General features: G+C 65.7%; 22 protein-coding genes. 15 read left to right on the forward strand and 7 right to left on the reverse strand.

All coding sequences use genetic code 11. The features are described from left to right. Nucleotide 1: 1 nt before the first annotated feature. Genes mnmE through P6F26_RS00785 form a run of 5 tightly spaced genes read left to right on the forward strand, consistent with a single transcriptional unit; the run spans nucleotide 2 to nucleotide 5,468 of the window. Nucleotides 2-1,282, forward strand: coding sequence for a tRNA uridine-5-carboxymethylaminomethyl(34) synthesis GTPase MnmE (mnmE, locus tag P6F26_RS00765; RefSeq protein WP_278026718.1), 1,281 nt, complete (start codon nucleotides 2-4; stop codon nucleotides 1,280-1,282). A 2-nt stretch (nucleotides 1,283-1,284) separates the two neighbouring features. Continuing rightward, a complete protein-coding gene (gene mnmG, locus P6F26_RS00770; RefSeq protein ID WP_278026719.1) occupies nucleotides 1,285-3,156 on the forward strand; it encodes a tRNA uridine-5-carboxymethylaminomethyl(34) synthesis enzyme MnmG in 1,872 nt (623 codons plus the stop codon). After that, nucleotides 3,153-3,782, forward strand: coding sequence for a 16S rRNA (guanine(527)-N(7))-methyltransferase RsmG (gene rsmG / locus P6F26_RS00775; protein ID WP_278026720.1), 630 nt, complete (start codon nucleotides 3,153-3,155; stop codon nucleotides 3,780-3,782). Before mnmG ends, rsmG begins: the two co-directional genes overlap by 4 nt. Next, on the forward strand, nucleotides 3,772-4,566 hold the full coding sequence (locus P6F26_RS00780) for a ParA family protein (RefSeq protein WP_278026721.1): 795 nt from the start codon (nucleotides 3,772-3,774) through the stop codon (nucleotides 4,564-4,566). The genes rsmG and P6F26_RS00780 overlap by 11 nt, the downstream gene beginning before the upstream one ends. Further along, the gene (locus tag P6F26_RS00785; protein WP_278026722.1) at nucleotides 4,566-5,468 is read left to right on the forward strand and encodes a ParB/RepB/Spo0J family partition protein; all 903 of its coding nucleotides are present in this window, start codon (nucleotides 4,566-4,568) and stop codon (nucleotides 5,466-5,468) included. Before P6F26_RS00780 ends, P6F26_RS00785 begins: the two co-directional genes overlap by 1 nt. A gap of 6 nt (nucleotides 5,469-5,474) precedes the next feature. On the opposite strand, the gene hemW is transcribed toward P6F26_RS00785, so the two are convergent. Genes hemW through rph form a run of 3 tightly spaced genes read right to left on the reverse strand, consistent with a single transcriptional unit; the run spans nucleotide 5,475 to nucleotide 7,948 of the window. Continuing rightward, nucleotides 5,475-6,626 (reverse strand): radical SAM family heme chaperone HemW, encoded by a 1,152-nt coding sequence (gene hemW, locus P6F26_RS00790; RefSeq protein ID WP_278026861.1) that lies wholly within the window; start codon nucleotides 6,624-6,626, stop codon nucleotides 5,475-5,477. Continuing rightward, nucleotides 6,622-7,233: an RdgB/HAM1 family non-canonical purine NTP pyrophosphatase gene (gene rdgB, locus P6F26_RS00795; RefSeq protein WP_278026723.1), complete on the reverse strand. Its 612-nt coding sequence runs from the start codon at nucleotides 7,231-7,233 to the stop codon at nucleotides 6,622-6,624. Before rdgB ends, hemW begins: the two co-directional genes overlap by 5 nt. A 1-nt stretch (nucleotide 7,234) precedes the next feature. Then, nucleotides 7,235-7,948: a ribonuclease PH gene (gene rph / locus P6F26_RS00800; RefSeq protein ID WP_278026724.1), complete on the reverse strand. Its 714-nt coding sequence runs from the start codon at nucleotides 7,946-7,948 to the stop codon at nucleotides 7,235-7,237. Between the two features lie 110 nt (nucleotides 7,949-8,058). Between rph and hrcA the strand changes: the two genes are divergently transcribed. Next, a complete protein-coding gene (gene hrcA / locus P6F26_RS00805; RefSeq protein WP_278026725.1) occupies nucleotides 8,059-9,123 on the forward strand; it encodes a heat-inducible transcriptional repressor HrcA in 1,065 nt (354 codons plus the stop codon). Nucleotides 9,124-9,133: 10 nt separating this feature from the next. Beyond that, on the forward strand, nucleotides 9,134-9,697 hold the full coding sequence (locus tag P6F26_RS00810; RefSeq protein WP_278026726.1) for a nucleotide exchange factor GrpE: 564 nt from the start codon (nucleotides 9,134-9,136) through the stop codon (nucleotides 9,695-9,697). Here the strand turns inward: P6F26_RS00810 and mutS are convergent, their stop codons facing one another. The 3 genes from mutS to dnaK all read right to left on the reverse strand — a co-directional run bounded on the left by mutS (nucleotide 9,698) and on the right by dnaK (nucleotide 15,592). Next, entirely contained in the window at nucleotides 9,698-12,337 is a 2,640-nt protein-coding gene (gene mutS, locus P6F26_RS00815; RefSeq protein ID WP_278026727.1) for a DNA mismatch repair protein MutS, read from the reverse strand. A 96-nt stretch (nucleotides 12,338-12,433) separates the two neighbouring features. Next, the gene (dnaJ, locus tag P6F26_RS00820; protein WP_278026728.1) at nucleotides 12,434-13,597 is read right to left on the reverse strand and encodes a molecular chaperone DnaJ; all 1,164 of its coding nucleotides are present in this window, start codon (nucleotides 13,595-13,597) and stop codon (nucleotides 12,434-12,436) included. Between the two features lie 78 nt (nucleotides 13,598-13,675). Next, nucleotides 13,676-15,592: a molecular chaperone DnaK gene (dnaK, locus tag P6F26_RS00825; protein ID WP_278026729.1), complete on the reverse strand. Its 1,917-nt coding sequence runs from the start codon at nucleotides 15,590-15,592 to the stop codon at nucleotides 13,676-13,678. Between the two features lie 187 nt (nucleotides 15,593-15,779). Here dnaK and P6F26_RS00830 point away from each other — a divergent pair, with 187 nt between their 5' ends. Next, nucleotides 15,780-16,382, forward strand: a complete 603-nt coding sequence (locus P6F26_RS00830) for an alpha-ketoglutarate-dependent dioxygenase AlkB family protein (RefSeq protein ID WP_278026730.1) — start codon at nucleotides 15,780-15,782, stop codon at nucleotides 16,380-16,382. A 7-nt stretch (nucleotides 16,383-16,389) separates the two neighbouring features. Here the strand turns inward: P6F26_RS00830 and P6F26_RS00835 are convergent, their stop codons facing one another. Beyond that, on the reverse strand, nucleotides 16,390-17,214 hold the full coding sequence (locus P6F26_RS00835) for an ABC transporter permease (protein WP_278026731.1): 825 nt from the start codon (nucleotides 17,212-17,214) through the stop codon (nucleotides 16,390-16,392). 142 nt (nucleotides 17,215-17,356) lie between these two features. Here P6F26_RS00835 and cysQ point away from each other — a divergent pair, with 142 nt between their 5' ends. Genes cysQ through P6F26_RS00870 form a run of 7 tightly spaced genes read left to right on the forward strand, consistent with a single transcriptional unit; the run spans nucleotide 17,357 to nucleotide 25,146 of the window. Further along, a complete protein-coding gene (gene cysQ, locus P6F26_RS00840) occupies nucleotides 17,357-18,154 on the forward strand; it encodes a 3'(2'),5'-bisphosphate nucleotidase CysQ (protein ID WP_278026862.1) in 798 nt (265 codons plus the stop codon). Between the two features lie 13 nt (nucleotides 18,155-18,167). Beyond that, nucleotides 18,168-18,968, forward strand: a complete 801-nt coding sequence (locus tag P6F26_RS00845) for a 3-deoxy-manno-octulosonate cytidylyltransferase (protein WP_278026732.1) — start codon at nucleotides 18,168-18,170, stop codon at nucleotides 18,966-18,968. Next, a complete protein-coding gene (locus P6F26_RS00850) occupies nucleotides 18,965-20,221 on the forward strand; it encodes a glycosyltransferase family 2 protein (RefSeq protein WP_278026733.1) in 1,257 nt (418 codons plus the stop codon). Before P6F26_RS00845 ends, P6F26_RS00850 begins: the two co-directional genes overlap by 4 nt. Before the next feature lie 56 nt (nucleotides 20,222-20,277). Further along, on the forward strand, nucleotides 20,278-21,171 hold the full coding sequence (galU, locus tag P6F26_RS00855) for a UTP--glucose-1-phosphate uridylyltransferase GalU (protein ID WP_278026734.1): 894 nt from the start codon (nucleotides 20,278-20,280) through the stop codon (nucleotides 21,169-21,171). Then, entirely contained in the window at nucleotides 21,168-22,439 is a 1,272-nt protein-coding gene (locus P6F26_RS00860; protein ID WP_278026735.1) for a glycosyltransferase, read from the forward strand. The genes galU and P6F26_RS00860 overlap by 4 nt, the downstream gene beginning before the upstream one ends. Continuing rightward, nucleotides 22,436-23,446, forward strand: coding sequence for a glycosyltransferase family 2 protein (locus tag P6F26_RS00865; RefSeq protein WP_278026736.1), 1,011 nt, complete (start codon nucleotides 22,436-22,438; stop codon nucleotides 23,444-23,446). Before P6F26_RS00860 ends, P6F26_RS00865 begins: the two co-directional genes overlap by 4 nt. Next, the gene (locus tag P6F26_RS00870) at nucleotides 23,443-25,146 is read left to right on the forward strand and encodes a DUF5927 domain-containing protein (RefSeq protein WP_488356494.1); all 1,704 of its coding nucleotides are present in this window, start codon (nucleotides 23,443-23,445) and stop codon (nucleotides 25,144-25,146) included. Before P6F26_RS00865 ends, P6F26_RS00870 begins: the two co-directional genes overlap by 4 nt. Nucleotide 25,147 lies beyond the last annotated feature (1 nt).

The raw sequence follows: 25,147 nt of genomic DNA on the forward strand, positions 1-25,147 counted from the left end.
GATGGATACGATCTTTGCCTTGGCGACGGCCCGGGGCAGGTCGGGCGTGGCCGTCATCAGGGTATCTGGCCCACAAGCCTTTGAAATATCTCATATTCTGACCGGAACAAGGCCCGTTCCAGCGACCAAGACACTAAGGCGTGTGGTGGACGGCGAGGGCGCTTTGGTCGATCACGCCCTGGTTCTCGGCTTCGTTGCTCCGCGTAGTTTCACCGGCGAGGATGTCGTGGAATTCCATGTCCACGGAAGTCCTGCGGTCATTTCCGCGGTCGAGGCGCTGATTGACGGAACGGGCCTGGCACGGCCCGCGGAAGCCGGGGAATTCACGCGCCGCGCACTGATGAACGACAAGCTAGACATCGCGCAGGTGGAAGGCCTTGGCGATCTTCTTTCGGCCGAGACCGAGGCGCAGCGAAAGCAGGCAATGCGCCTTCTTGACGGCAAGCTGGGGCGTGTCGCGGACGCCTGGCGGGCCGATCTTCTGCGGGCTGCCGCGCTTCTGGAGGCGACGATCGATTTCGCGGACGAGGACGTTCCGGTCGACGTCATGCCCGAGGTTGGCGGTCTATTGCGCAAGGTCTCTGCCAGTCTCCGTCTCGAGGTCGAGGGCGCCAAGGTGGCCGAGCGTGTCCGCGACGGGTTCGAGGTGGCAATCCTGGGTGCGCCAAACGCGGGGAAGTCGACGCTTTTGAACCACATCGCTGGCCGCGATGTCGCCATTACCTCAGAGATCGCTGGCACCACACGGGACATACTCGAGGTGCGCCTCGATTTGCGGGGCATTCCAGTGACCCTGCTCGACACGGCGGGACTGCGAGATGCCGAGGACGAGATCGAACGCATCGGCGTCAGAAGAACGCGCACGCGGGCGCTCGACGCCGACCTACGGGTATTTCTCCTTGGCCCCGGCGATGTCGCGCCCTCCGATCTCGTGAAGGATGACGACATCGTCGTTGGTGGCAAGGCCGACTTGACGGGCGAGGGCGTATCCGGCGTCACGGGGCAGGGGGTCGACACGCTGCTGGAACGGATCGAGCGTGTTCTGGGCGGACGGATGCTGGGAATCGCGACGGCCACCCGCGAACGCCACAGGGCAGCGATGGAGCGGGCGCTTCTGGCCATCGGCGATGCGGAACAGGTATTTGCAACGACGCCGGACATGCCTGAGATCGGCGCGGCGCACTTGCGTGAGGCGATGTCGTCGCTTGACTCGCTGACCGGCCGCATCGATGTAGAAGCCATCCTCGGTGAGATCTTTTCGTCCTTCTGTATCGGGAAATAGGAGTGTTTCACGTGAAACATCACTTCGATGTCGCGGTGATCGGAGGCGGACATGCCGGCGTGGAGGCCGCTTCGGCCGCTGCCCGGTCTGGCGCGCGAACTGCGCTTGTCACCTTGTCGTGGGACGGCATCGGAGTGATGTCCTGCAATCCAGCGATCGGCGGATTGGGGAAGGGGCATCTTGTGCGGGAAGTCGACGCCCTGGGTGGCGCGATGGGCATTGCCGCGGACCGGTCGGGTATCCAGTTCCGGCTTCTCAACCGCCGCAAGGGTCCGGCCGTGCGTGGGCCGAGGACCCAGTCCGACCGCAAGCTTTATCGTGAAGCGATCCATGACGCCGTTCGCAATCAGCGCAATCTGACGGTGATCGAGGGCGAAGTGGCGGACCTGCAGGTTCACGGCAATCGCGTGGCCGGCGTGATCCTTGCCGATGGATCCGAGATCGGCGCGAAGGCCGTCGTCCTGACGGCGGGAACCTTTCTGCGTGGCGTCATTCATATCGGCGACGAGTCCCGACCCGGCGGTCGCATGGGGGACAAGCCTTCCGTGCGCCTTGCGGAACGGCTCGACGACCTTGGTCTCCCGCTTGGTCGGCTCAAGACGGGTACGCCCCCGCGCCTCGACACGCAGAGTATTCGGTGGGACGGGCTCGAGATGCAGCCGGCCGATGACGAGCCGTATCTTTTTTCCTTCCTGTCCAGGAAACCTGGAGCCCGCCAGATCTCGTGCGGGATCGCGCATACGAACGATCGTACGCATGAGATCATCAGGGCGAACCTTGACCGCTCGGCGATGTATGGCGGGCATATCCAGGGCGTGGGGCCCCGGTACTGCCCCTCGATCGAAGACAAGGTCGTTCGGTTCGCCGACAAGACGTCGCACCAGATCTTCCTTGAGCCTGAGGGTCTCGACAGCGACGTGGTCTACCCCAACGGCATCTCCACGTCGTTGTCGGCGGATGTCCAGGAAAGCTATGTCAGGTCTATCGAAGGGCTTGAAAACGCACGGATCCTGCAGCCTGGTTACGCGATCGAATACGATTACGTCGATCCCCGCAGCCTGGATGACACGCTTCAGCTTTCGGCGCTTCCAGGTCTGTTCCTTGCCGGGCAGATTAACGGGACGACAGGATACGAGGAAGCCGCGGCACAGGGTTTGATGGCCGGACTGAATGCCGCGTTCCAGGCGCTGGGGCGGAATCCAGTGCGCTTCTCCCGGAGCGAGGCCTATATCGGCGTTCTGATCGACGATCTGGTAACCCGCGGTGTGTCCGAACCGTATCGGATGTTCACGTCGCGCGCGGAATATCGCCTTTCGCTTCGGGCGGATAACGCGGACCAAAGGCTTACGCCGACGGCCGCGTCGCTCGGTATTCTAGACGATGCGCGCGTCGAAACCTTCGACGCCAAGATGGAAATGCTCGATCGTGGTCGCGCGGCACTGGTCGCACTGGATATTTCCCCCACCGAGGCGCGGAGGCACGATCTTCCGGTGAACCAGGACGGGCAGCGGCGAAACGGGCTGCAGCTGCTGGCATTTCCGGGTATCGCCATATCTGACCTCGACGCGCTGGTGCCCGAGCTTGGATCGCTGCCAGCGGACATCAGGGAGCAACTGGAGATCGAGGCGCTTTACGCCACTTATGTTGCCCGACAGCAGCGCGATGTGGAAGCGATGGCGCGTGATGATGGAGAGGTCATCCCCGACGACCTCGATTATGACGGGCTTGCAGGGCTCTCGACCGAGCTTCGGGGCAAGCTGCAGCGTATCCGTCCACGGACGCTGGGACAGGCGGGGCGGATCGATGGCATGACGCCGGCGGCACTGGCGCTGATCCTCACCCGTTTGCGCCAGCAACAGCGGCGTTCGGCGTGAGCGGCGACGAGGCGCGAAATCGAATCGCGGCGGATGTTTCACGTGAAACACTGGCGAAGCTCGATACCTTCCATGACCTTCTTCTGAAGTGGCAAGATAAGGTCAATCTCGTCGCCAAAGCCACGATTCCGCACGCGTGGGACCGCCATTTTATCGATTCACTTCAGGTCTTCCATGCGGCACGGCCCAGCTCTGGTCTGTGGCTCGATGTGGGAAGCGGTGGCGGTTTTCCGGGATTGGTGTGTGCGATCGTCGCGGCGGAGGTTGCGCCGGATCTCGAATTCAAGCTCGTGGACAGCGACATCCGCAAATGCGCTTTCCTTCGTGAGGTGGCGCGCCAGACCGGCGTATCGGTCGATGTTCGTTCGGCGCGTCTCGAGCGCCTGGATCCCATTGGCGCTGACGTGATTTCGGCGCGCGCGATGGCCCCACTTCCGCAGCTTCTCGAATGGACCGCGCCCCATCTCGGCGAGGGCGGTGTCCTCCTGTTCCAGAAAGGGGCATCCTATCGTGAGGAGCTTGAATCTGCCGGCCAGCGCTGGCAGATGACTACCGACATCGTGCCGTCCATCACGGCGGCGGAGTCCGTCATCCTTCGCATCCGGAACGTTGCTCATGCCAAATAGCCACCCTCGGATTCTCGCCGTTACCAACCAGAAGGGCGGCGTGGGCAAGACGACCACGGCCATCAATCTGGGTGCAGCCCTTGCACGGATGCGGAAACGTGTCCTGATCATGGATCTCGATCCGCAGGGAAACGCGTCCACGGGCCTTGGTATTGTGCCGTCGGACCGCATGAATACCACATATGACCTGCTGATCGACGAAGTTCCCCTGCGAAAGGTCGTGCTTCCGACGCAGATCGAGAACCTTTACATCGCGCCGGCGACCACGGACCTGAGTTCGACCGATGTTGATCTCGTATCCCACGGCAACCGCACCGGCCTTCTGCGTCAGGCGTTGCGCGGCGCGTCCGAGCTTCCCTACGACGTCGTTCTCATCGATTGCCCGCCGTCTCTCAGCCTTCTGACGGTGAACGCCCTTGTGGCCGCCGACTCGGCCCTTGTGCCGCTGCAGACGGAGTTCTTCGCGCTCGAGGGCCTGTCGCAGCTTTTGCTGACCGTCCGGCAGGTCCGCGATTCGGCAAATCCAAATCTCAGGATCGAGGGTGTGGTGCTGACCATGTTCGATCAGCGCAACAACCTGTGCCGCCAGGTCGAGGAGGACGCGCGCGAGACGCTTGGCGATCTCGTCTACCAGACGCGAATTCCGCGCAACGTCCGGGTCAGCGAGGCGCCGTCCTACGCGCTTCCGGTGATCGATTACGACCCGTCGTCCAAGGGAAGCGAGGCATACCTGGAGCTTGCGCGCGAATTCCTCGAACGAAGCACCGTGAAGGAGGGCGCGTGATGTCGCAAAAGCGGGATCGCAAGGGGCTGGGCCGAGGGCTTTCGGCGCTCATGGCGGATATCCAGCCGGCTGAAGCCGAAGTTTCCGTGAACCAGCCAGCACCGGTTCGAGGCGAGCGTCTCGTGCCGGTCGACCGGATATTTCCGAACGCGGATCAGCCGAGGCGGGCCTTTTCCGAGGATGCGCTGGCCGAGCTTGCGTCGTCGATCCGCGAAAAGGGCGTGATCCAGCCGCTGATCGTGCGGCCCGACCCGTCGGGGTCCGACACGTTCCAGATCGTCGCCGGGGAACGCCGCTGGCGCGCGGCGCAGCGGGCGCAGGTGCACGAAGTCCCGGTGATCGTGCGGGAATTCAATGATACCGAGGTTCTCGAGGTCGCGATCATCGAGAACATCCAGCGCGCCGACCTCAACGCCGTGGAAGAGGCGCAAGGCTACCGGCAGCTCATGGATCGGTTTGGCCACACGCAGGAACAGCTTGCCACGGCCATGGGCAAAAGCCGAAGCCATATCGCCAACCTGATGCGCCTTCTCGGGCTGCCGGAGGAGGTTCTGGAGCTCTTGCGGGACGGGCGGCTTTCGGCCGGTCATGCCCGCGCACTCATCACGACCGATAACCCGGCCGAGCTTGCGCGGCAGGCTGTCGCCAAGGGTCTTTCGGTGCGTGAAGTCGAGAAGCTGGCAAAAGGCAGCGGTGTGGGTGCCGGAAAGGGGGGCGGCAAGTCACGCGCGACGCCGACCAAGGACGCCGATACGCGCGCCCTCGAGGGGGATCTGTCCGCGGCGCTTGGCATGAGCGTGACCATCGACCACGATCAGGACCGGGGTGACGGGAAAATAATCATCAAATACAAAGACTTGATTGCTCTCGATCACCTGATCCGCCTCCTCAACGGCGGCTGATCAGGCTCACGCGAGAAGATCGCGCAGGATCGCGTTCAGCAAGGGCCGCCCGGCGCGCGTGGTGCGCAGAAGGTTTCCGTCCCGCTCCACAAGACCGAGCTCCTCAAGATGCGACAGCCTTCCCTCGTCGAGGGGTTGCGCGAACATCCCGTCGAGCGGTGACAGGTCCACGCCCTCCGCCAGCCGGAGGCCCATCATCAGGTATTCCTCGCCCCGCTCCCGCGAGGTCATGGACGCGCGCTCGGTCTCGCCCGAGCCGTCCGTTTCCACGAGGTTGAGCCACCGTCCCGGCGTCAGCTCGGTTTCCGTGGCCCAGCGCACGCCGTCGAGCGTCAGCCGTCCATGCGCGCCCGGCCCGATGCCGCCATAGTCGCCCCCACGCCAGTAGATCAGGTTGTGCCGCGACCACGCCTCGTCGCGCGCGTGGTTCGAAACCTCGTATGCGGGAAACCCGGCGGCCTCGCACAGGTCCTGTGTGATCTCATACATGTCGGCCGCGTGATCCTCGTCCGGAAGGCCGCGCAAAAGCCCTCGTTCGTGGCGTTCGCCGAAGGCGGTCCCGGCCTCGATCGTCAGCTGATAAAGCGAAAGGTGGTCGGCCGCCATCGACAGTGCTTCCGACAATTCGTTCCGCCACGCATCGGGCGTCTGATCCTGACGCGCGTATATGAGGTCGAAACTGACGCGATCGAAGGTGGCGCGCGCCATGTCGAATGCGGCGCGCGCTTCGCTGGCGGAATGCAGACGGCCCAGCCGCTTCAGATCCGCGTCGTTCAGGGCCTGCACTCCAATCGAGACGCGATTGACGCCAGCGTCGCGGAATGCGCGGAACCGGTCGGCCTCTGCCGAGGTCGGATTCGCTTCGAGCGTGATCTCCACATCGTTCGACCAGGGCCACGCGGAACGGGCGGCCTCGATGATCGCGGCGACGGTTTCGGGTTGCATCAGCGAAGGGGTGCCGCCGCCGAAGAAGATGCTGCGCAAGGTTCGCTGCCCGGTTTCGGCGCGCAGCCGCCGGATCTCGGACAGGTAGGCGCGCAGCCAGCGATCATGGTCGATCAGGGCCGAGACATGGCTGTTGAAATCGCAATAGGGACACTTTGCCTGGCAGAACGGCCAGTGGACATAGAGACCGAAGTCCCGCGATGTTGCGTCAATTTCCGTCAAATATCGCAACCAGCTTTCGGAACGCGTCGGCACGGTGGCTGATGCGGTTCTTTTCCCATCTGTCCATCTCGCCGAAGGTCACGTCGAAGCCTTCGGGCTGGAAGATCGGGTCGTAGCCATGGCCCTGGTCGCCACGCATCGGCCAGACGACCTGTCCTTCCATAACGCCGGGAAACACCTCGTCGTGACCGTCGGGCCACGCGAGGACGAGCGTGCAGCAGAACCTTGCCGTCCGCGGACAGGGCGCGCCGACGCGCTCCAGTTCATCATGGGTGCGGCGCATCGCGTGCTCGAAATCGCGGCCGTTCGGCGTCTCGGCCCAATCCGCGGTGTACACTCCGGGCGCGCCACCGAGGGCGTCGATTTCGATCCCGGAATCGTCTGCCAGCGCGGGAAGTCCCGTGGCTTTCGCGGCGGCATGGGCCTTGAGGCGCGCATTCTCGACGAAGGTCGTCCCGGTCTCCTCGGGTTCGGGCAGGCCGTGATCCTTGGCCGAGGTGACGGCGATCCCGTAGGGCTCGAGCAGATGCGCGATTTCCTCCAGCTTTCCCTGGTTGTGCGTCGCGACCAGCACCGCATTCCCCGTGAAACGCCGCATGTCAGGAAACGGCCCGCTTCTGCGCCGCCACCAGCGCATCGACGCCCTTGGCCGCAAGTTCGTACATCTCGTCGAATTGCTCGCGCGAGAAGGCCGCGCCTTCGGCGCTGGCCTGCACTTCGATGATCGCGCCGCCACCGGTCATGACAAAATTGCTGTCGGTGCCGGCTTCGCTGTCCTCGGCGTAGTCGAGGTCGAGAACGGGCTGCCCGGCATAGATGCCGCACGACACCGCCGCGACGTGATCGACGATCGGATCGCTGCGGAGATCGCCCGCCTTGAGGAGCTTGTTGACCGCCAGCCTCAACGCCACCCAGCCGCCGGTGATCGCGGCGCAGCGCGTTCCGCCGTCGGCTTGTATCACGTCGCAATCGACGGTGATCTGGCGCTCACCCATCGCCGAACGGTCGATGCCGGCGCGAAGCGACCTGCCGATCAGGCGCTGGATCTCCTGCGTCCGCCCGGATTGCTTGCCCGATGCCGCCTCACGCCGCATCCGCGTGTGCGTCGCGCGCGGAAGCATCCCGTATTCCGCCGTCACCCAGCCGAGGCCCGTGTTCTTCAGGAACGGCGGCACGCGCTCCTCCAGGCTTGCGGTGCAAAGCACCTGGGTGTTGCCGCAGCGGATCAGGCAGGACCCCTCGGCATGCATCGTCACCCCGGTCTCGATGGAAATTTCGCGGATCTCGTCTAGGTTTCGGCCGGAAGGACGCATAACAATCTCCTGGTTTCACGGGGCGAGGCATAGTCCGCATCGACTTGCGCTCGCAACCCCGAAAGGCCTTGAATCCTTGGGCAATGCGCACGACATGAGATCGCAGTGACATGACCGAACAGGGACGCATCCTCGACGAGCTCAACGACCGGTCCCGCGAAGTGTTTCGCCGGGTCGTCGAAGGCTACCTTGCGACCGGCGCGCCGGTCGGATCGCGCACGCTGACCCGCGCGCTGACCGAACGCGTCTCGGCCGCGACGGTCCGCAACGTCATGCAGGACCTGGAATATCTCGGTCTTCTGGGCAGTCCGCACGTTTCGGCCGGGCGCGTCCCGACTCAGCTTGGCCTGCGCCTTTTCGTCGACGGTTTCCTCGAGGTGGGCGATCTCGACGATCAGGACCGGCAGAGCCTCGACAACACGCTCGACTCGAATTCCGCCGACATCCAGAACGTGCTCGATCGGGTCGGATCGGCGCTTTCGGCCGCGACGCGCGGCGCCAGCCTCGTGCTCGCCCCCAAGCACGAAGCCCCGATACAGCACATCGATTTCGTCTCGCTGTCGCCCGAGCAGGCGCTTGTCGTCCTGGTGTTTTCCGACGGGCATGTCGAGAACCGTCTGTTCGCGCCGCCGGGCGGCACAACGCCCAGCGCCATGCGCGAAGCGGCCAACTATCTGAACGCGCGGCTTGCCGGCCAGACCGTCCCGTCGCTGCGCGCCCTCATGAAGGCCGAGATCGAGACGCGCAGGCGCGAGATCGACGAATTGGCGAATTCGCTCATCGACAGCGGGCTTGCCGTCTGGGAAAACGCCGGCCAGCAGATGGAACGCCTGATCGTGCGCGGGCGAGCGAACCTGCTCAACGATTCGACCGAGGCGGCAGAGCTCGACCGCATCCGCCAGTTGTTCGATGACCTCGAGCGCAAGCGCGACATCGCCGAGTTTCTCGAACTGACCGAAGCCGGCGATGGGGTGCGAATTTTCATTGGGTCGGAGAACAAGTTGTTCTCACTTTCGGGTTCCAGTCTGGTCGTCTCTCCATATATGAACGCTGACCGAAAGATCGTGGGCGCCGTCGGCGTGATCGGACCGACGCGCCTGAACTACGGACGTATCGTCCCGATCGTGGACTACACTGCGCAATTGGTCGGACGCATGATCTCCGACCGATCGTAAGAGAGGTAACATGGCTGAGCCGAAGAAAGACGAGATGATGGAAGACCACGCGGCGCAGGACGCGGCAGCGGACTCCGCGCGCGACCAGGAGGCGCCGGATCCCTTCGTCGAGCTCGATCTTCTGAGGGCCGAGCGCGACGAGTTGCGCGACCGGATGCTGCGCGCGCTCGCCGATGCCGAGAACAGCCGCAAGCGCGCCGAACGCGATCGCCGCGAGGCGGAGCATTACGGCGGCTCGAAGCTGGCGCGCGATCTGCTGCCTGTCTACGACAACCTGCGTCGAGCGCTCGACGCCGCCCAGGAAGAACAGCGCGCGGCGGCAGGCGCGGTGATCGAAGGGGTCGAGCTGACCCTGAAAGAGCTTCTTTCGGTGTTCGGCAAGCACGGCATGACGCCGGTCGCCCCCGAAGTGGGCGACACCTTCGACCCGCAGCTTCATCAGGCGATGTTCGAGGCCCCCGTGCCCGGAACGAAGGCCGGAGAGATCATCCAGGTCATGGCCGAAGGCTTCATGCTGCACGATCGGCTCCTGCGGCCCGCGCAGGTTGGCGTCTCGTCCCGGCCCGCCTCCTGATCAGTCGCCAAGCAGGTCCTTCAGTGCGTAGACGAGGTCGAGCGCGTCGCGCGGGGTCAGGCCGTCCGGATGGACCGCGCGCAGCCGCTCCTCGATGGTGGACGGCGCCGTGCGTTTCGGCGCCGCATCCTTCGGCTTGACCGAAAACAGCGGCAAGTCGTCGATCAGGGTCGTGCGCTTCGGTCCCTCGCGTTCGCCTTCCTCCAGAGCCTGAAGGACGGACTGCGCGCGATCCACGACCGACGCCGGAAGCCCCGCAAGCTTGGCGACCTGCACCCCGTATGACCGGTCCGCCGCGCCTGGCCGTACTTCGTGCAGGAACACCACCTCGCCTTCCCACTCCTTGACGGCCATCGTCGTATTCGTCAGCCCGGCAAGCTTTTCGGCGAGCGCCGTAAGCTCATGATAATGCGTGGCAAAGAGCGCACGGCACCGGTTCGCCTCGTGCAGATGCTCGACGGTGGCCCAGGCGATCGACAGTCCGTCATACGTCGCCGTCCCGCGCCCGATCTCGTCGAGTATGACGAGCGCGCGCGCGTCGGCCTGGTTCAGGATCGCCGCGGTCTCGACCATTTCGACCATGAACGTCGAGCGGCCCCGTGCAAGGTCGTCGGACGCGCCCACGCGGCTGAAGACCTGGCTCACAAGGCCGATTTCCGCGCGTTCGGCGGGCGCGTAGCTGCCCATTTGCGCGAGGATGGCGATCAGGGCGTTCTGGCGCAGCCATGTCGACTTGCCCGCCATGTTGGGGCCAGTCAACAACGAGATCGCGGCGGCGTCGCCGTCCGGGCTGAGGGCGCAGTCGTTCGCGACGAAGGGCGCGCCGGACTTTTCGAGGGCCGCTTCCACTACAGGATGACGCCCCGAGACGATGTCGAAGCGCCTGTCGTCGTGCATGTCCGGTCGGCGCCAGTCGCCTTCCTGCGCGCGGGTGGCAAGCGCGGCATGCAGATCGATTTCCGCCAGCGCGCGCGCAGCGGCGCCGATCTCGTCCTGCGCGGCAAGCACCGTGTCGCGAAGGCTTCGGAACAGCGCGATCTCGATCTCGAGCGCGCGGTTTCCCGCATTGAGGATGCGCGATTCCAGTTCCGACAGCTCGACCGTCGTGAAACGCACGGCATTGGCGGTCGTCTGACGGTGGATGAAGCGATCGGACAGCGGCGGCGACAGCATCTTCTGGGAATGAACCGATGTCGTCTCGATGAAGTATCCCAGCACGTTGTTGTGCTTGATCTTCAGCGAGCCAATCCCGGTCGCCTCGATGAATTCGGCCTGCATCCCGGCGATCACGCCGCGCCCCTCGTCCCTCAGCTTGCGCGCGTCGTCCAGGCCGGCGTCATGGCCGGGCGCGATGAACCCGCCGTCGCGAAGCTGCACCGGGGGCTCGGCGACCAGGGCCGCGTCCAGCGTCTGGCAAAGCGCCTCGTGACCCTGAAGGTCGTGAAGCGCCCGCTCCAGGTGGTGCGGAAGCTCGCCCGATGGAAGCACACCCGCAATCTCGCCGGCTTGCGCAAGCCCGTCACGCAGTGCCGCGAGGTCGCGTGGCCCGCCCCGGTCGAGGGCGAGGCGCGACAGGGCGCGCTCGATGTCGGGACAGCGCTTGAGACGATCGCGCAAATCGTCTCTGAGCCGCATGTCAGAGACGAAATAACCGACGGCATCATGCCGTTTGCGGATCTCCCCGAGGTCCGTGGACGGCCCCGAAAGACGGCGTTCGAGGAGACGCGCGCCCCCGGCGGTGACGGTGCGGTCGAGGACGGACAGAAGGCTGCCGGCCCGCCCGCCCCCTAGGCTTCGCGTCAGTTCGAGGTTCCTTCGCGTGGCGACGTCGAGTTGCAGGAACTGCGCGCCCATCTGCCGCCGGGGTGGACGCAGAAGCGGCAGCGCGCCCTTCTGCGTCAGGTCGAGATAATCGACGAGCGCGCCCAGCGCGGACATCTCGGCGCGCGAGAAGGTCCCGAACCCGTCCAGCGATCCGACCCCGAAGGCGGCGGTCAACCGTTTCTCGGCCGAGCTGGAATCGAAGCTTCCCGGACCGAGCGGCGTGACGGCTGCGCCCGTCTCGATCAGCGCGTCCTGCCGGGCGATATCCATGTCGGCCTGCACGAGCACCTCGCGCACCGAAAGCCGGAAAAGCTCGGGTCCCAGCCGGACGGCGGGGCAGGGCATCACGTGCAGGTCCCCGGTCGATATGTCGGTCCAGGCCAGCGCGCCCTCGCCCCGGATTTCGGCCCAGGCGGCGAGGTAGTTGTTGGTCCGCGCGTCGAGGAGCGTATCCTCCGTCAGCGTCCCAGGCGTGACGAGGCGGACGACCTCGCGGCGGACGACGGATTTCGATCCGCGCTTCTTCGCCTCGGCGGGGTCTTCCATCTGTTCGCAGACGGCGACGCGGAAACCCTTGCGGATCAGCGTCAGAAGGTAGTTCTCGGCGGCGTGAACGGGGACGCCGCACATGGGGATGTCCTCGTCTCCGTGCTTGCCGCGCTTCGTCAGGGCGATATCCAGCGCCTCTGCCGCGGCCGCAGCGTCGTCGAAGAACATCTCGTAGAAATCGCCCATCCTGTAGAACAGAAGCGCGTCCGGGTGTTGCGCCTTGATCTCCAGGTATTGCGCCATCATCGGCGTCACGTGCGCGTTCATGTCGGCCCCCTCGTGCGCGGCGGAGCCTACAAAGCGAACCGGCCGGATTGAAGGGTCAAATCCGGCCGGTCCGTCATGAAAACGATGGAGACGGCGTCAGCTCGCCAGGTCGTCCCAGAACTTGCGCACCTTGTCGAAGAAACCGCTGGCGTCAGGGTTGTTCGACTTGGCGCAACTTTCCTCGAACTGGCGCAGAAGCTCCTTCTGCTCGGCGTTCAGCTTTACCGGCGTCTCGACGGCAAGCTCGATATACATGTCGCCCATGCCGGTGCCGCGAAGCGAAGGCATCCCCTTGCCCCGAAGCCGCATCTGACGGCCGGATTGCGAGCCTTCGGGCACCTTCACGCGCGAGCGGCCACCGTCGATGGTGGGAACCTCGACCTCGCCGCCAAGCGCCGCGCGGGTCATGGACACTGGCACGCGGCAATAGAGGTCGACACCGTCGCGCTGGAACAGCGGATGGTCGCCAACCTCTATGAAGATGTACAGATCGCCCGTCGGGCCACCGCGCAGACCGGCCTCGCCCTCGCCGGACAGGCGGATCCGCGTGCCTGTCTCGACGCCGGCGGGAATGTTCACGGACAGCGCGCGGTCCTTCTGAACGCGCCCGGCGCCGCCACAGGAATGACAGGGATTCTTGACGATCTGACCGACGCCCGAGCAGGTCGGGCAGGTCCGTTCGACGGTGAAGAAGCCCTGCTGCGCGCGAACCTTGCCCATGCCGGAGCAGGTCGGGCATGTGACGGGTTCGGACCCGCCCTCCGACCCGGTGCCCGAGCACGAGCCGCAGGCGACGGCCGAGGGCACCGTGATCTGCTTCTGAAGGCCGGAATAGGCGTCCTCGAGATTGATCCTGAGGTTGTATCGCAGGTCGGAGCCACGGCTTGCCCTGCTGCGACGCTGGCCACCGCCGCGCTGGCCGCCCATGAAGTCGCCAAACAGGTCCTCGAACACGTCGGAGAAGGCGCTGGCGAAATCGCCCTGGCCGGCCCCTCCGCCAAAGCCGCCCGCGCGCGCGCCACCGGCCATTCCGCCGTCGAAGGCGGCGTGGCCGAAGCGGTCATAGGCGGCCTTCTTGTCGGCATCCTTGAGGACGTCGTAGGCCTCGTTTAATTCCTTGAACTGGGCCTCGGCATCGGGATTGTCGGAATTCCGGTCGGGGTGCAGCTGTTTGGCCTTGGTTCGATAGGCCTTCTTGATCTCGTCGGCGGACGTCCCTCGCTGGATCCCGAGGACCTCGTAATAGTCGCGCTTCGCCATGATATTGATTCAGCCTCCGGAAATGCGCTGGCCGGCCAAGGTGTCCCTGACCGGCCAAGGCAATGTCATTCAGCGCGATTACGAGCTTTTGCGGTCGTCATCGAGATCTTCGAAATCGGCGTCGACGATGTCGTCGTCCACGGGACGGGCGTCGCCTTCGTCATCCGCATCCGCGCTTCCGGAGTCCTCCTGCTGCGCCTTGTAGATCGCCTCGCCCAGCCGCATGGAGGCTTCGGTGACGTTCTGGATGCCGCCCTTGATCTTGCCGACATCCTCGGTCTCGAGCTGTTCCTTGAGGTTCTTGATGGCAAGCTCGATCGCCTCGACCGTGGAGGGATCGACCTTGTCGCCATGTTCCTCGAGCGACTTCTCGGTGGAGTGGACAAGGCTTTCGGCCTGGTTCTTCGTTTCGACAAGCTCGCGGCGCTGCTTGTCGGCGTCGGCGTTCTCCTCGGCCTCGCGCACCATGCGATCGATGTCCTCGTCGCTCAGACCGCCGGAAGCCTGGATCGTGATCTTCTGCTCCTTGCCGGTGCCCTTGTCCTTGGCTCCGACCGAAACGATGCCGTTGGCGTCGATGTCGAACGTCACCTCGATCTGCGGCACGCCGCGCGGGGCGGGCGGGATGTTCTCGAGATTGAACTGGCCGAGCATCTTGTTGTCGGCCGCCATTTCTCGCTCGCCCTGGAAGACGCGAATGGTCACGGCGTTCTGGTTGTCCTCGGCGGTCGAGAAAATCTGCGCCTTCTTGGTCGGGATCGTCGTGTTGCGGTCGATCAGCCGGGTGAACACGCCGCCCAGCGTCTCGATGCCAAGCGACAGCGGCGTGACGTCGAGCAGGACCACGTCCTTCACGTCACCCTGAAGAACGCCTGCCTGGATGGCTGCGCCCATGGCCACGACCTCGTCGGGGTTCACGCCCTTGTGCGGTTCCTTGCCGAAGAACTTGGTCACTTCCTCGATGACCCTCGGCATCCGCGTCATGCCGCCGACCAGCACGACCTCGTCGATCTCGCCCTTGGAGAGGCCGGCGTCCTTGAGGGCTGCGGCGCAGGGCTTCATCGACTTCTGGATCAGGTCGCCGACCAGGCTTTCCAGCTTCGCACGGGTCAGCTTCATGACCATGTGCAGAGGCTGGCCGTTCGCGCCCATCGAGATGAACGGCTGGTTGATCTCGGTCTGGCTGGAGCTCGACAGTTCGATCTTGGCCTTCTCGGCGGCTTCCTTCAGGCGCTGAAGGGCCATCTTGTCGTTCGTCAGGTCCACGCCGTGCTCTTTCTTGAACTCGTCGGCGAGGTAGTTGACGATCCGCATGTCGAAGTCTTCACCGCCGAGGAACGTGTCGCCGTTGGTGGACTTCACCTCGAAGAGGCCGTCGTCGATTTCCAGGATCGTGATGTCGAAGGTGCCGCCACCGAGGTCGTAGACCGCGATCGTGCGCGACTCCTTCTTGTCGAGACCATAGGCGAGCGCAGCCGCCGTCGGCTCGTTGATGATGCGAAGCACCTCGAGGCCCGCGATCTTGCCGGCGTCCTTGGTCGCCTGGCGCTGGGCGTCGTTGAAGTAGGCGGGAACCGTGATGACGGCCTGCGTGACTTCCTCGCCGAGGTAGCTTTCGGCAGTTTCCTTCATCTTGCCGAGGATCTGCGCCGAGATCTGCGACGGCGAGAACTTCTCACCCTTCACCTCGACCCATGCGTCGCCGTTGCCGCCGTCCACGATCGAATAGGGCACGAGCTTCTTGTCCTTCTCGACCTCGGCGTCGCCGAGGCGGCGGCCGACAAGCCGCTTGACCGCGAAGATCGTGTTCTCGGGGTTCGTGACCGCCTGCCGTTTCGCCGGCTGGCCGACGAGACGCTCGTCGTCGGTGTAGGCGACGATCGACGGCGTCGTCCGTGCGCCTTCAGAGTTTTCGATCACGCGCGCCTGGCTGCCGTCCATGATGGCAACGCAGGAGTTGGTGGTTCCAAGGTCGATACCGATCACTTTGGCCATATCGTATAGTCCCTTTCTTCAAGCGAACAGGTGGTCGCGGGTCCGGTTGCAGCCCCCTCGCCGCCTTGTCATGCCTCTTGTGATGCCCGGCCGGGATGCACGCCCCTGACCGCTTCCGGGCGTATATAAGAAGGGGGTTATGGGCCTGCAAGCGCCCGAGGGAAACGCGATGGCGAGGATTGGCCGAATGAACACCGTGGATGTGAACGGCGCAGTAGTTCATCCGGGGCTTCTGGACGAGACCGCGCAACGCGCGCTTGTCGAAGACGTGCGCGCCATCGTGCGCGCCGCACCGCTGTTCCGGCCTGTTACGGCGCGGGGCAAGCCGATGTCCGTGCGGATGACGTCGGCGGGGGAAAAGGGCTGGGTGTCGGACAGGCGCGGCTACCGCTACGAGCCGAGGCACCCCGATGGCGGTCCATGGCCGCCGATCCCGCAAGCCGTCCTCGAGATCTGGCGTCGGGTCGCGGGCGTCGCGCGCGATCCGCAATGCTGTCTCGTGAACTTCTACGACGCCGATGCGCGCATGGGGCTGCACCAGGACCGCGACGAGGCCGATTTCTCGATGCCGGTGGTCTCGGTTTCGCTGGGCGACGAGGCGCTTTTCCGGGTCGGCGGGACGGAACGAGGTGGCCCGACGAAATCGATCTGGCTGCGCTCGGGCGATGTCGCCGTACTGGGCGGCGCCGCGCGGCTCGCCTATCACGGGATCGACCGCATCCGCCCCGGAAGCTCGACGCTTCTTCCAAGGGGGGGACGGATCAACCTGACGCTCAGGGTCGTGGACTGATGGCGCTTCAGCGCCGCGCCTCCCAACTCGCCGAGGCGCGCTTGCGGGTATAGAATTCCGCCATCATGCCCAGAAGGAGCAGGAAGAGCATCGCGTAGAGCGGGTATTCCCAGTTCGTGTGATGCGGAAAATAGTTCACGAAGGTGAAGCCCCGGGCCTGGTCGATGATGTGGAACAGGGGGTTCCAGTCGAACATCGCGATCATCATGCCGGGAAGCATGTTCGCGACGAACATCTTTCCCGAGGCGATCATGTTCGCCCTGACGTAGACCATCTGCACGATCGTCACCACGTCGGGCGCCCACGGCTTGGCCGCCATGAGGATCAGTCCCAGCGCGCAGCCCGTGCCCCACGCCAGCAGGTACATCATGAACGCCCCGGCCCAATCGTGCAGCACGACAGGCTCGACGATGGCGTGCAGCGCGAAGAGGATCACCAGAAGGCTGACTGTCTTGACGTAGAGGACCGAAAACGCCGACGACAGGATCGCCACGAGCGTGTTCATCGGCGCGTGCTGCATCATCGCCGAGGTCGCGCTTTCGGAATTCATCACCGCCTGAAGCGCCTGGATGTGAACCAGGTACATGAAGATGCCGGTCAGCAGGTAAAGCATGAAGTCGCCGCGGATCGCCATCGTCCGCGCGCCTGGCACCAGCGTGAACAGAAGGTAGAAAGCGGCGACGAAAAGAACGCTCTGGAAGACGCTCATGACGATCGCCATCACGGCATTGCCGTGGTTTTTTCTGACCTTGCGGACCGTGGCGTGGTAGGTCACCTCGAGCATACCGAAGATCAGCGCGCCCGTGGTCGTCGGTCTCGAGGGTTGGAACATGGTGTTCTGCTCGTTCGCTGGGGCCCGTGCGTTCCGCGCCCGCCTTCCCGGACCGGTCGGACGACTTGGCCCCGAGGACAGGATCGACGATAACGTTTCAGGGCCGCGGGTTCAATCGCGCACGAAACCGGAATGGACGATGATGGATTACACCGAACTGATGTTGGAAATGCGGCGCTCGGCCATTCTGGCGGGTGAAAAGATCATGGAAATTTATGGATCTGACGAATTCGCCGTTCGCGCGAAGTCCGACGAAAGCCCCGTGACCGAAGCCGACGAGGCCGCAGATGCGCTGATTTCCGCGCGCCTTCGCGCGGCCTATCCCGATATCGCGCTGGTGACCGAGGAACAGGCCGACAGCCACGGCATGACGGCCTCGACCTTCCTGATCGTCGATCCCCTGGACGGCACGAAGGAATTCGTGAAACGGCGCGGCGACTTCACGGTGAACATCGCGCTGGTCGAGGACGGCGTCCCGGTGCGCGGCGTGGTCTACGCCCCGGCGCGCAACCGGCTGTTCTATACGCGCGGCGACGGAACCAGCGTCGAGGAGCGCGGACCGTTCGATCCCGACACGCCCGGCGAGGCCAGCCCGATCTCGGTGCGAAAGCCCGACAACTCGGCGCTTTTCGTCGTGGCCTCGGCGTCCCACCGCGATGCGGCCACCGACGCCTACATCGCGGCCTACGACGTGGCGGACATGAAAAGCGCGGGCAGTTCGCTGAAGTTCTGCCTCGTGGCTACTGGCGAGGCGGATCTCTATCCGCGCCTTGGCCGGACGATGGAATGGGACACCGCGGCGGGCGATGCGGTCCTGCGCGGCGCCGGCGGACAGGTGGTAAGGTTCGAGGACCACGCGCCGTTCACCTATGGCAAGCCGGGCTTCGCGAACGGTTTCTTCATCGCCCATGCGCCGGGCGTCGCGTTGCAGACGCCGTGAAGCGCGCCTGATCATGGGCATCGTCTGCATCATTCCCGCGCGCTATCCCTCGGTGCGCTTTCCGGGCAAGCCGCTTGCCATGCTGCGCGGCGCCACCGGCGAGGCGCGGAGCCTGATCGAACGCAGCTGGCGCGCCGCCCGCGACGTTGGGCGCTTCGACGCTGTCCATGTCGCCACCGATGACGAGCGCATCGCCGAGGCGGCGAGGGCGTTCGGCGCCGACGTCCTGATGACCTCCGACCGTTGCCGCAACGGCACCGAGCGCTGCGCCGAGGCACTTGCGCTTCTGGGACCGGGCGTCGACATGGTCGTCAACCTGCAGGGCGACGCGCCGCTGACGCCGCCTTGGTTCCTCGAGGCGCTGATCGACGGCCTCGAGGGCGACAGCCAGGCCGCGCTCGCCACGCCGATCCTGCGCTGCGACGGCGAGACGCTCGCCGCCCTAAAGGCCGACCGCGCCGCAGGGCGCGTCGGCGGCACGACGGCCGTTTGCGACAGCGAGATGCGGGGGCTCTATTTCTCGAAGGAAGTCATCCCCTACACCGCCGAGGCCTACGCTCCGGACGATCCCACGCCCGTCTTCCACCATGTCGGCGTCTACGCCTACCGCCCCTGGGCCTTGCACGCCTATCCCGACTGGGCGGTGGGGCCGCTGGAACGCCTCGAGGGGCTCGAACAGCTCCGCTTCCTCGAGGCCGGGCACCGCGTGCTCTGCGTCGAGGTCGAGGGGCGGGGCCGCAAGTTCTGGGAGCTGAACAACCCCGAAGACATTCCCCGGATCGAGGCGATGCTGGCCGAGATGGGCCAGCCGTGAAAGAGACGCCGGCGCTCAGCGTCGTGGTGGCCAGCCATGGGCGGCCCCGCGCGCTGAGGCGCTGCCTTCTGGGCCTGTCGCAATCCCGGCTTCGCCGCATGGAGGTCATCGTGGTGGCCGACGCGGCGGGTCTTCGGGCGACGTCGGATCTTGCCTTCGCGGATCGTCTGAAGACCGTGCCGCAGGCCGAGCCGAACCTGTCCGCCGCGCGCAACGACGGGGTCGCGCGGGCGGCGGGCGACGTGGTCGCCTTCATCGACGACGACGCGGTGCCCGAGCCCACTTGGGCCGGGGCGCTTGCCGAGGCCTTCGCCCGCGACGCCGATCTTGCCGCGGCGACCGGCCCGGTGCTTGGCCGGAACGGCATCTCGGTGCAGTGGGGCCGCATGTCCGTCGACCGGCAGGGCCGCGACGGGCCGTTTTCCGAACGGCTTCCCGCGGGTGCCGTCCTCAAGCTGCACGGGACGAACATGGCCGTACGCCGGGACGTCCTGCACGATCTCGGGGGGTTCGATCCGGCGTTCCGCTTCTACCTCGACGACACCGACCTGGCGCTGCGCCTCGGGCAGGCAGGCCATCGCGCGGTCTGGGTGCCGCGCGCGCAGGTTCATCACGCCTTCGCGCCAAGCGAGCGCCGGGATGCCGAACGGGTGCCGTTGAGCCTTTTCGACATCGGCGCCTCCACCGCGAGCTTCCTGCGCAAGCACGCGCCGGACGAGATGGAGGCGGAAATCGCCCGCCTTGCCGAGGATCAGCGCGCGCGTCTCTTTCGGCTCGTGCGGAGGCGGAAGCTTGGGGCCCAAGCGCTGGAGCGGCTGACTTCAAGCCTGCGCGACGGCATCGCCGAGGGCCGCGGCCGGCCCGTGGGCGCGCGCGGGCCGGCGTCTCAGGAGGCCGCCTGGATCGCCCTTCACGACGGCCCCTCCCCGCGCGACGAGGTGCTGTGGGGCTGGCGGACGCGCGCGCGACCCCTGCGGGCGGAGGCCGCGCGACGCGTCGCCGCCGGCGCGCGCGTCAGCCTTTTCCTGTTCGAACCGACGCCGAGGGCGCATCGCGTGCGCTTCGACGATGGCGGCTGGTGGGAGCAGACCGGCGGCCTTTACGGCCGATCCGAAAGGACGATGCCCAGAATTCAGGCATGGCGCTTCGATTCACGACTTTTTTCCGAAATCCGCCGCATCGGGGACACAAGATTTGGGGAAGGAGGGACCGATCGGTTCCGCGAGGATGCGGGAACCGGTATTTTCGAGTGATGAGCGCAGGCCCTGTGGACACATCGTCCGCCTTGCGCCGACCTAGAGAGGCCGACATGAAAAAGCGCGTGACCAAGGCGATTTTCCCGGTTGCGGGACTCGGGACACGGTTCCTGCCGGCGACCAAGTCGATCCCCAAGGAGATCATGACGCTGGTCGATCGACCCCTGATCCAGTACGCGATCGACGAGGCGCGCGCCGCCGGGATCGAGGAATTCATCTTCGTCACCAGCCGCGGGAAATCGGCGCTGGAGGATTATTTCGACCACTCCCCTGAACTGGAAAACCAGCTTCGGGAGAAGGGCAAGACGGACCTTCTCGAGGCGCTCGGCGCCAGCAACATGGCCTCGGGCGCGATCGCCTACATCCGGCAGCACAAGGCACTGGGCCTTGGACATGCGGTTTGGTGCGCGCGTCGCCTTCTGGCGGACGAGCCCTTCGCGGTCATACTGCCCGACGACGTGATCGCGGCCGAGACGCCCTGCCTCAAGCAGATGGTCGACGCCTATGCCGAAACCGGCGGAAACATGGTCGCGGCGATGGAAGTTCCCGATTCCAAGACCCACGCCTACGGCATCCTCGACATCGAGGACGACATGGGTTCCGTCGTGTCGGTGAAGGGGATGGTCGAGAAACCGAAGGCGGGCACCGCCCCGTCGAACCTTGCCGTCATCGGGCGCTACATCCTCGATCCGCGCGTGATGGAGAACCTCGAACGGATCGAGGCCGGCGCGGGCGGCGAGCTTCAGCTGACCGATGCCATCGCGCAGGAGATCGCGACTTCGGGCAACGTCTACGGCTTCCGGTTCCGGGGACAGCGGTTCGATTGCGGGTCGAAGGCCGGGTTCCTTCAGGCCACTGTCGCCTTCGGTCTGGCCCGCGACGACCTGCGCGGCGAGTTCTCCGAATTCCTGTCGGACATGACGTCGATCCGCACCGCGGCGCAGTGAGCCCGGCGCCGGACGACGCGCTGTTGCGTGGCGCGGTCTGGCTCGATCTCACGCGTCTGCTGACGCGGGCGGGACGGGGCGCGCCGACCGGGATCGACCGGGTGGAGCTTGCCTGGTTCGATCATCTCTCGGCGGCCAATTCCTGGCTCATGTGCCTGTGCCGCACCACGCGCGGCTTCCTGCTGCTTCCCCCCGGCGTCGCCCGTGCCATCGTGGACGTGGTGCGCGGCACGACCGGCCTCGGTCGGGCGGACCTGTGGTCGCGGGCGACCGGGCGCGGGGCGCGTCCGCGGCACCGGGCCGAGGCGATGGTGCGCCACGGCGCCGCCGACCGCTGTCCGCCGTGGGGACTTGCCGGGATGATCCGGCGGCACGGACCCGACGCCTACCTCAACGTCGGCCATGCCAACCTGCGCGACCGTGTGCTCGGCGCGTTCCAGGACGCCGGCACGGACGTGGTGGTGCTGGTTCACGACCTCATCCCCGTTCTGCATCCCGATCTCGTGCCACCCGATCAGCCGGGCGTCTTCGCGGCAAGGATCGACGCGGTCGCGCGGCACGCCAGCCTCGTCGCCACCGTCTCCGGGGATACGCGCGCCAGCCTTGAACGGCACTGGTCGTCGCGGGACCGAAGCCCGCCCGTCGTCGCCGTGCCGATCGGGATTCCCGCGATCCCGCCGGCCGGCCCGCCCGAGCGGGAGGCGGGACGCTTCCTGATGATCGGGACGCTGGAGCCGCGCAAGAACCACGCGACGCTCCTGAAGGCGTGGTCGCTTCTTGCCGGCGAGTTCCCCAAGTGGGATATGCCCCAGCTCCATATCCTTGGAAACGAGGGCTGGCAGGGCGACGCGATCCGGCGCGAGATCGAGGGTCACGACCTGTTCGGCACGGCGATCTTCCTTGGCGGCGGCGTGCATGACGACGCGCTGGCCGAGCAGATGCGGCGCGCCGATGCGCTGCTCTATCCCTCGCTCGCCGAGGGGTTCGGTCTGCCGCCTTGGGAGGCGTTGGACGCGGGCCTGCTTCCGATCTGTTCCGACCTGCCGGTGCTGCGCGAATTGCTCGGCGCACGCGCCGTTTACGTCGACCCGACCGACGTCTATTCTTGGGCGGAAACGGTCAGGCAACGGGCCCGTGGCGGTTTGGAAATGCCGGTTGGCGCCATGCCGGACAGGCCCCGATGGCAGGAGCATTTCGCCGGTGTCGCCAGGGCGCTGGCCGAGGTGCGGCAGGCAGGTCGCCTGACCGGGCAGAAGGGCCGTGAATGAAGGCGGTTGAACGCTATGCGTTGCGACTGGAGCGCAAGAAGTACCTCGTCCGCGCATGGCGGAAGGGACGGACGCTCGCGCCCGTGGCCGACCGGACGGATGCGATCCGGGCGGGGGATGTCCTGTGCTTCTCCACGCTGCGCAACGAACGTCCGCGCCTGAAGTATTTCCTCGATTACTACCGCGCGCTCGGCATCGCGCATTTCCTGTTCGTCGACAACGGCAGCGACGACGGCTCGCGCGAGTTTCTCGCAGGTCAGCCCGACTGCTCGGTCTGGAGCACGCCCGACAGCTACAAGCGCGCCCGTTTCGGCATCGACTGGATGAACCGGTTGCTGAGGCTGCACGGTTCCGGGCACTGGTGCCTGACCGTCGATCCCGACGAGTTCCTCGTCTACCCGTTTTCGGATACGCGCCCCATCCCGGCGCTGTGCGACTGGCTGGACGCCTCGTCCATCAAGAGCTTCGGGACCATGGTCCTCGACATGTATCCCAAGGGACCCTTCACCGCGCAGCCCTGTGCCGAGGGGCAGAACCCGTTCGAGATCGCGTGCTGGTTCGATCCCGGCAACTACATGATCGAACGGAACTGGACCTACGGGAACCTATGGATCCAGGGCGGGCCCCGCGCGCGCACTTTCTTCGCCGAGGATCCCGCCCGCGCGCCCGCGCTCAACAAGATCCCGCTGGTGCGCTGGCAGAAGGGGTTCGCCTATGCCAGCTCTACGCACATGCTCCTGCCGCGCGGCCTGAACCTCGTGTTCGACGAATGGGGCGGGGAAAAGGCCTCGGGCGTCCTTCTGCACGCCAAGTTCCTGTCGACTTTCGCCGAAAAGGCCGCCGAAGAAATGGTGCGCCGGCAGCACTACGCCGCAAGCGCGGAATACAAGGCCTACAACGAAGGGGTCTCGGCCAACCCCGACCTTTGGACGCGCTGGTCGGAGCGATACATCAACTGGCGCCAGCTCGAGATCCTCGGCCTCATGTCCAAGGGAAACTGGGCGTGAGCGCGCTGGGCTTCGTCATGCTGTGCCATACGGCCCTGCACCGCGCGGCGCAGGTCGCCCGCCACTGGGCCGAGCGTGACTGCCCCGTGGTGATCCACGTCGATCGTGCCGTGGGCCGCGCGCGTTTCGACGAGTTTCGCGCCGCGCTCGCCGACCTTTCGAACGTGCGGTTCTGCAAGCGCCATCGCTGCGAGTGGGGGACATGGTCGCTGGTCGCGGCAAGCCAGACCGCGTCCGAGATGATGCTCGAGGATTTTCCCTCGGTGCGGCACGTCTATCTCGCATCGGGATCGTGTCTTCCGCTACGTCCCGTCGACGACCTGCGCGCCTATCTGGCCGCGCGACCGATGACCGATTTCATCGAAAGCGTCACGATCCGCGACGTGGACTGGACGGTGGGCGGGCTGAATGAGGAACGGTTCGAGTTCCGCTTTCCGTGGCCGTGGAAGAAGCGCCGGTTCCTTTTCGACCGCTATGTCGAGGTGCAGCGCGCCCTTGGATGGCGCCGCCGGATGCCCGAGGGCGTGACCCCGCACCTCGGCAGTCAGTGGTGGTGCCTGACGCGCCACACCCTGTCGGCCATCCTCGAGGATCCGCGCCGCGGGGAGCTGGAGGATTTCTTCCGCCTCGTCTGGATTCCCGACGAAAGCTACTATCAGACGCTGGTGCGCAAGTATGGCCGCAGGGTCGAAAGCCGGTCCCTGACGCTGTCCAAGTTCGATTTCCAGGGCAAGCCGCACGTCTTCTACGACGATCACCTGCACCTTCTGCGCCGTTCCGACTGCTTCGTCGCGCGCAAGATCTGGCCAAAGGCGAACCGCCTTTACCGCACCTTCCTGTCCGACGAGCATACGTCCGACCGGATGGCCGAGCCTGCGCCGGGCAAGATCGACCGGGTGTTCTCGGGGGCGCTGGAACGGCGGACGCGCGGGCGATCCGGTCTCTACATGCACAGTCGGTTCCCGAACCCCGGCTGGGAAAACGGCATCACGGCGGCGCCCTATTCAGTCTTCCAGGGATTCAACGACCTGTTCGAGGATTTCGAGCCGTGGCTGTCGCGCCGGCTTGGAACCATGGTGCACGGCAACCTCTTTGCGCCGCGCCGCGCAAGGTTCGCGGGCGACGCCGACATCCACGCCGGCGCGCTCAGCGCCTCGGCGAGCCTCCGGGACTACAATCCCGAGGCGTTCCTGACGAACCTCGTCTGGAATACCCGCGGCGCGCGCCAGGTCTTCATGTTCGGCCCGCAGGACAATCAGCGACCCGGCGCTTTCATGGCCAACGACGCCAACGCGCAGATCTCAGTCATCACCGGCGCATGGGCGGTGCGCCTCTTCATGTCGAACCGAAACTTCGCCACGATCCGCGCCGAGGCTGCGCGGCTTCAGCGGCGCGAGGCCGAGTTCGTCGAGACGCTTCGCGACCGCAGCCGGAGGGCCGATATCCGCATCTGGACGCTTGCGGAGTTCGTCGACGAACCGATGGAGAACGTTCAGGCGATCCTCGACGCCATGGAGGGCGCGCCCATCCAGCGGCTCGGCGAGGCGCCGCGCCTCGTCGATCTGCAGGGGTTCCCGCAATTCCTTCAGAACCTCAGGAACCAGGGGATGAACCCCTTCCTCGTGGGCGATTTCCCGCAGGAGGGATACGGCGACGCCCCAAGGCCCGGCGACGAAAGCCGCCCCTACCTGGTGCGCTAGG

The organism is Roseicyclus salinarum (assembly GCF_029624655.1).
GTDB classification, from domain to species: domain Bacteria; phylum Pseudomonadota; class Alphaproteobacteria; order Rhodobacterales; family Rhodobacteraceae; genus Roseibacterium; species Roseibacterium salinarum.

What these genes read in the sequence shown, in the direction of transcription:
- cysQ (WP_278026862.1), top strand. Translation starts at nt 17,357, where the DNA reads ATGGATTACACCGAACTGATGTTGGAAATGCGGCGCTCGGCCATTCTG.
- P6F26_RS00835 (WP_278026731.1), bottom strand. Translation starts at nt 17,214, where the DNA reads ATGTTCCAACCCTCGAGACCGACGACCACGGGCGCGCTGATCTTCGGT.
- mutS (WP_278026727.1), bottom strand. Translation starts at nt 12,337, where the DNA reads ATGAACGCGCACGTGACGCCGATGATGGCGCAATACCTGGAGATCAAG.
- P6F26_RS00845 (WP_278026732.1), top strand. Translation starts at nt 18,168, where the DNA reads ATGGGCATCGTCTGCATCATTCCCGCGCGCTATCCCTCGGTGCGCTTT.
- P6F26_RS00780 (WP_278026721.1), top strand. Translation starts at nt 3,772, where the DNA reads ATGCCAAATAGCCACCCTCGGATTCTCGCCGTTACCAACCAGAAGGGC.
- P6F26_RS00865 (WP_278026736.1), top strand. Translation starts at nt 22,436, where the DNA reads ATGAAGGCGGTTGAACGCTATGCGTTGCGACTGGAGCGCAAGAAGTAC.
- hrcA (WP_278026725.1), top strand. Translation starts at nt 8,059, where the DNA reads ATGACCGAACAGGGACGCATCCTCGACGAGCTCAACGACCGGTCCCGC.
- P6F26_RS00785 (WP_278026722.1), top strand. Translation starts at nt 4,566, where the DNA reads ATGTCGCAAAAGCGGGATCGCAAGGGGCTGGGCCGAGGGCTTTCGGCG.
- P6F26_RS00830 (WP_278026730.1), top strand. Translation starts at nt 15,780, where the DNA reads ATGAACACCGTGGATGTGAACGGCGCAGTAGTTCATCCGGGGCTTCTG.
- mnmE (WP_278026718.1), top strand. Translation starts at nt 2, where the DNA reads ATGGATACGATCTTTGCCTTGGCGACGGCCCGGGGCAGGTCGGGCGTG.
- rph (WP_278026724.1), bottom strand. Translation starts at nt 7,948, where the DNA reads ATGCGTCCTTCCGGCCGAAACCTAGACGAGATCCGCGAAATTTCCATC.
- P6F26_RS00810 (WP_278026726.1), top strand. Translation starts at nt 9,134, where the DNA reads ATGGCTGAGCCGAAGAAAGACGAGATGATGGAAGACCACGCGGCGCAG.
- dnaJ (WP_278026728.1), bottom strand. Translation starts at nt 13,597, where the DNA reads ATGGCGAAGCGCGACTATTACGAGGTCCTCGGGATCCAGCGAGGGACG.
- galU (WP_278026734.1), top strand. Translation starts at nt 20,278, where the DNA reads ATGAAAAAGCGCGTGACCAAGGCGATTTTCCCGGTTGCGGGACTCGGG.
- dnaK (WP_278026729.1), bottom strand. Translation starts at nt 15,592, where the DNA reads ATGGCCAAAGTGATCGGTATCGACCTTGGAACCACCAACTCCTGCGTT.
- rdgB (WP_278026723.1), bottom strand. Translation starts at nt 7,233, where the DNA reads ATGCGGCGTTTCACGGGGAATGCGGTGCTGGTCGCGACGCACAACCAG.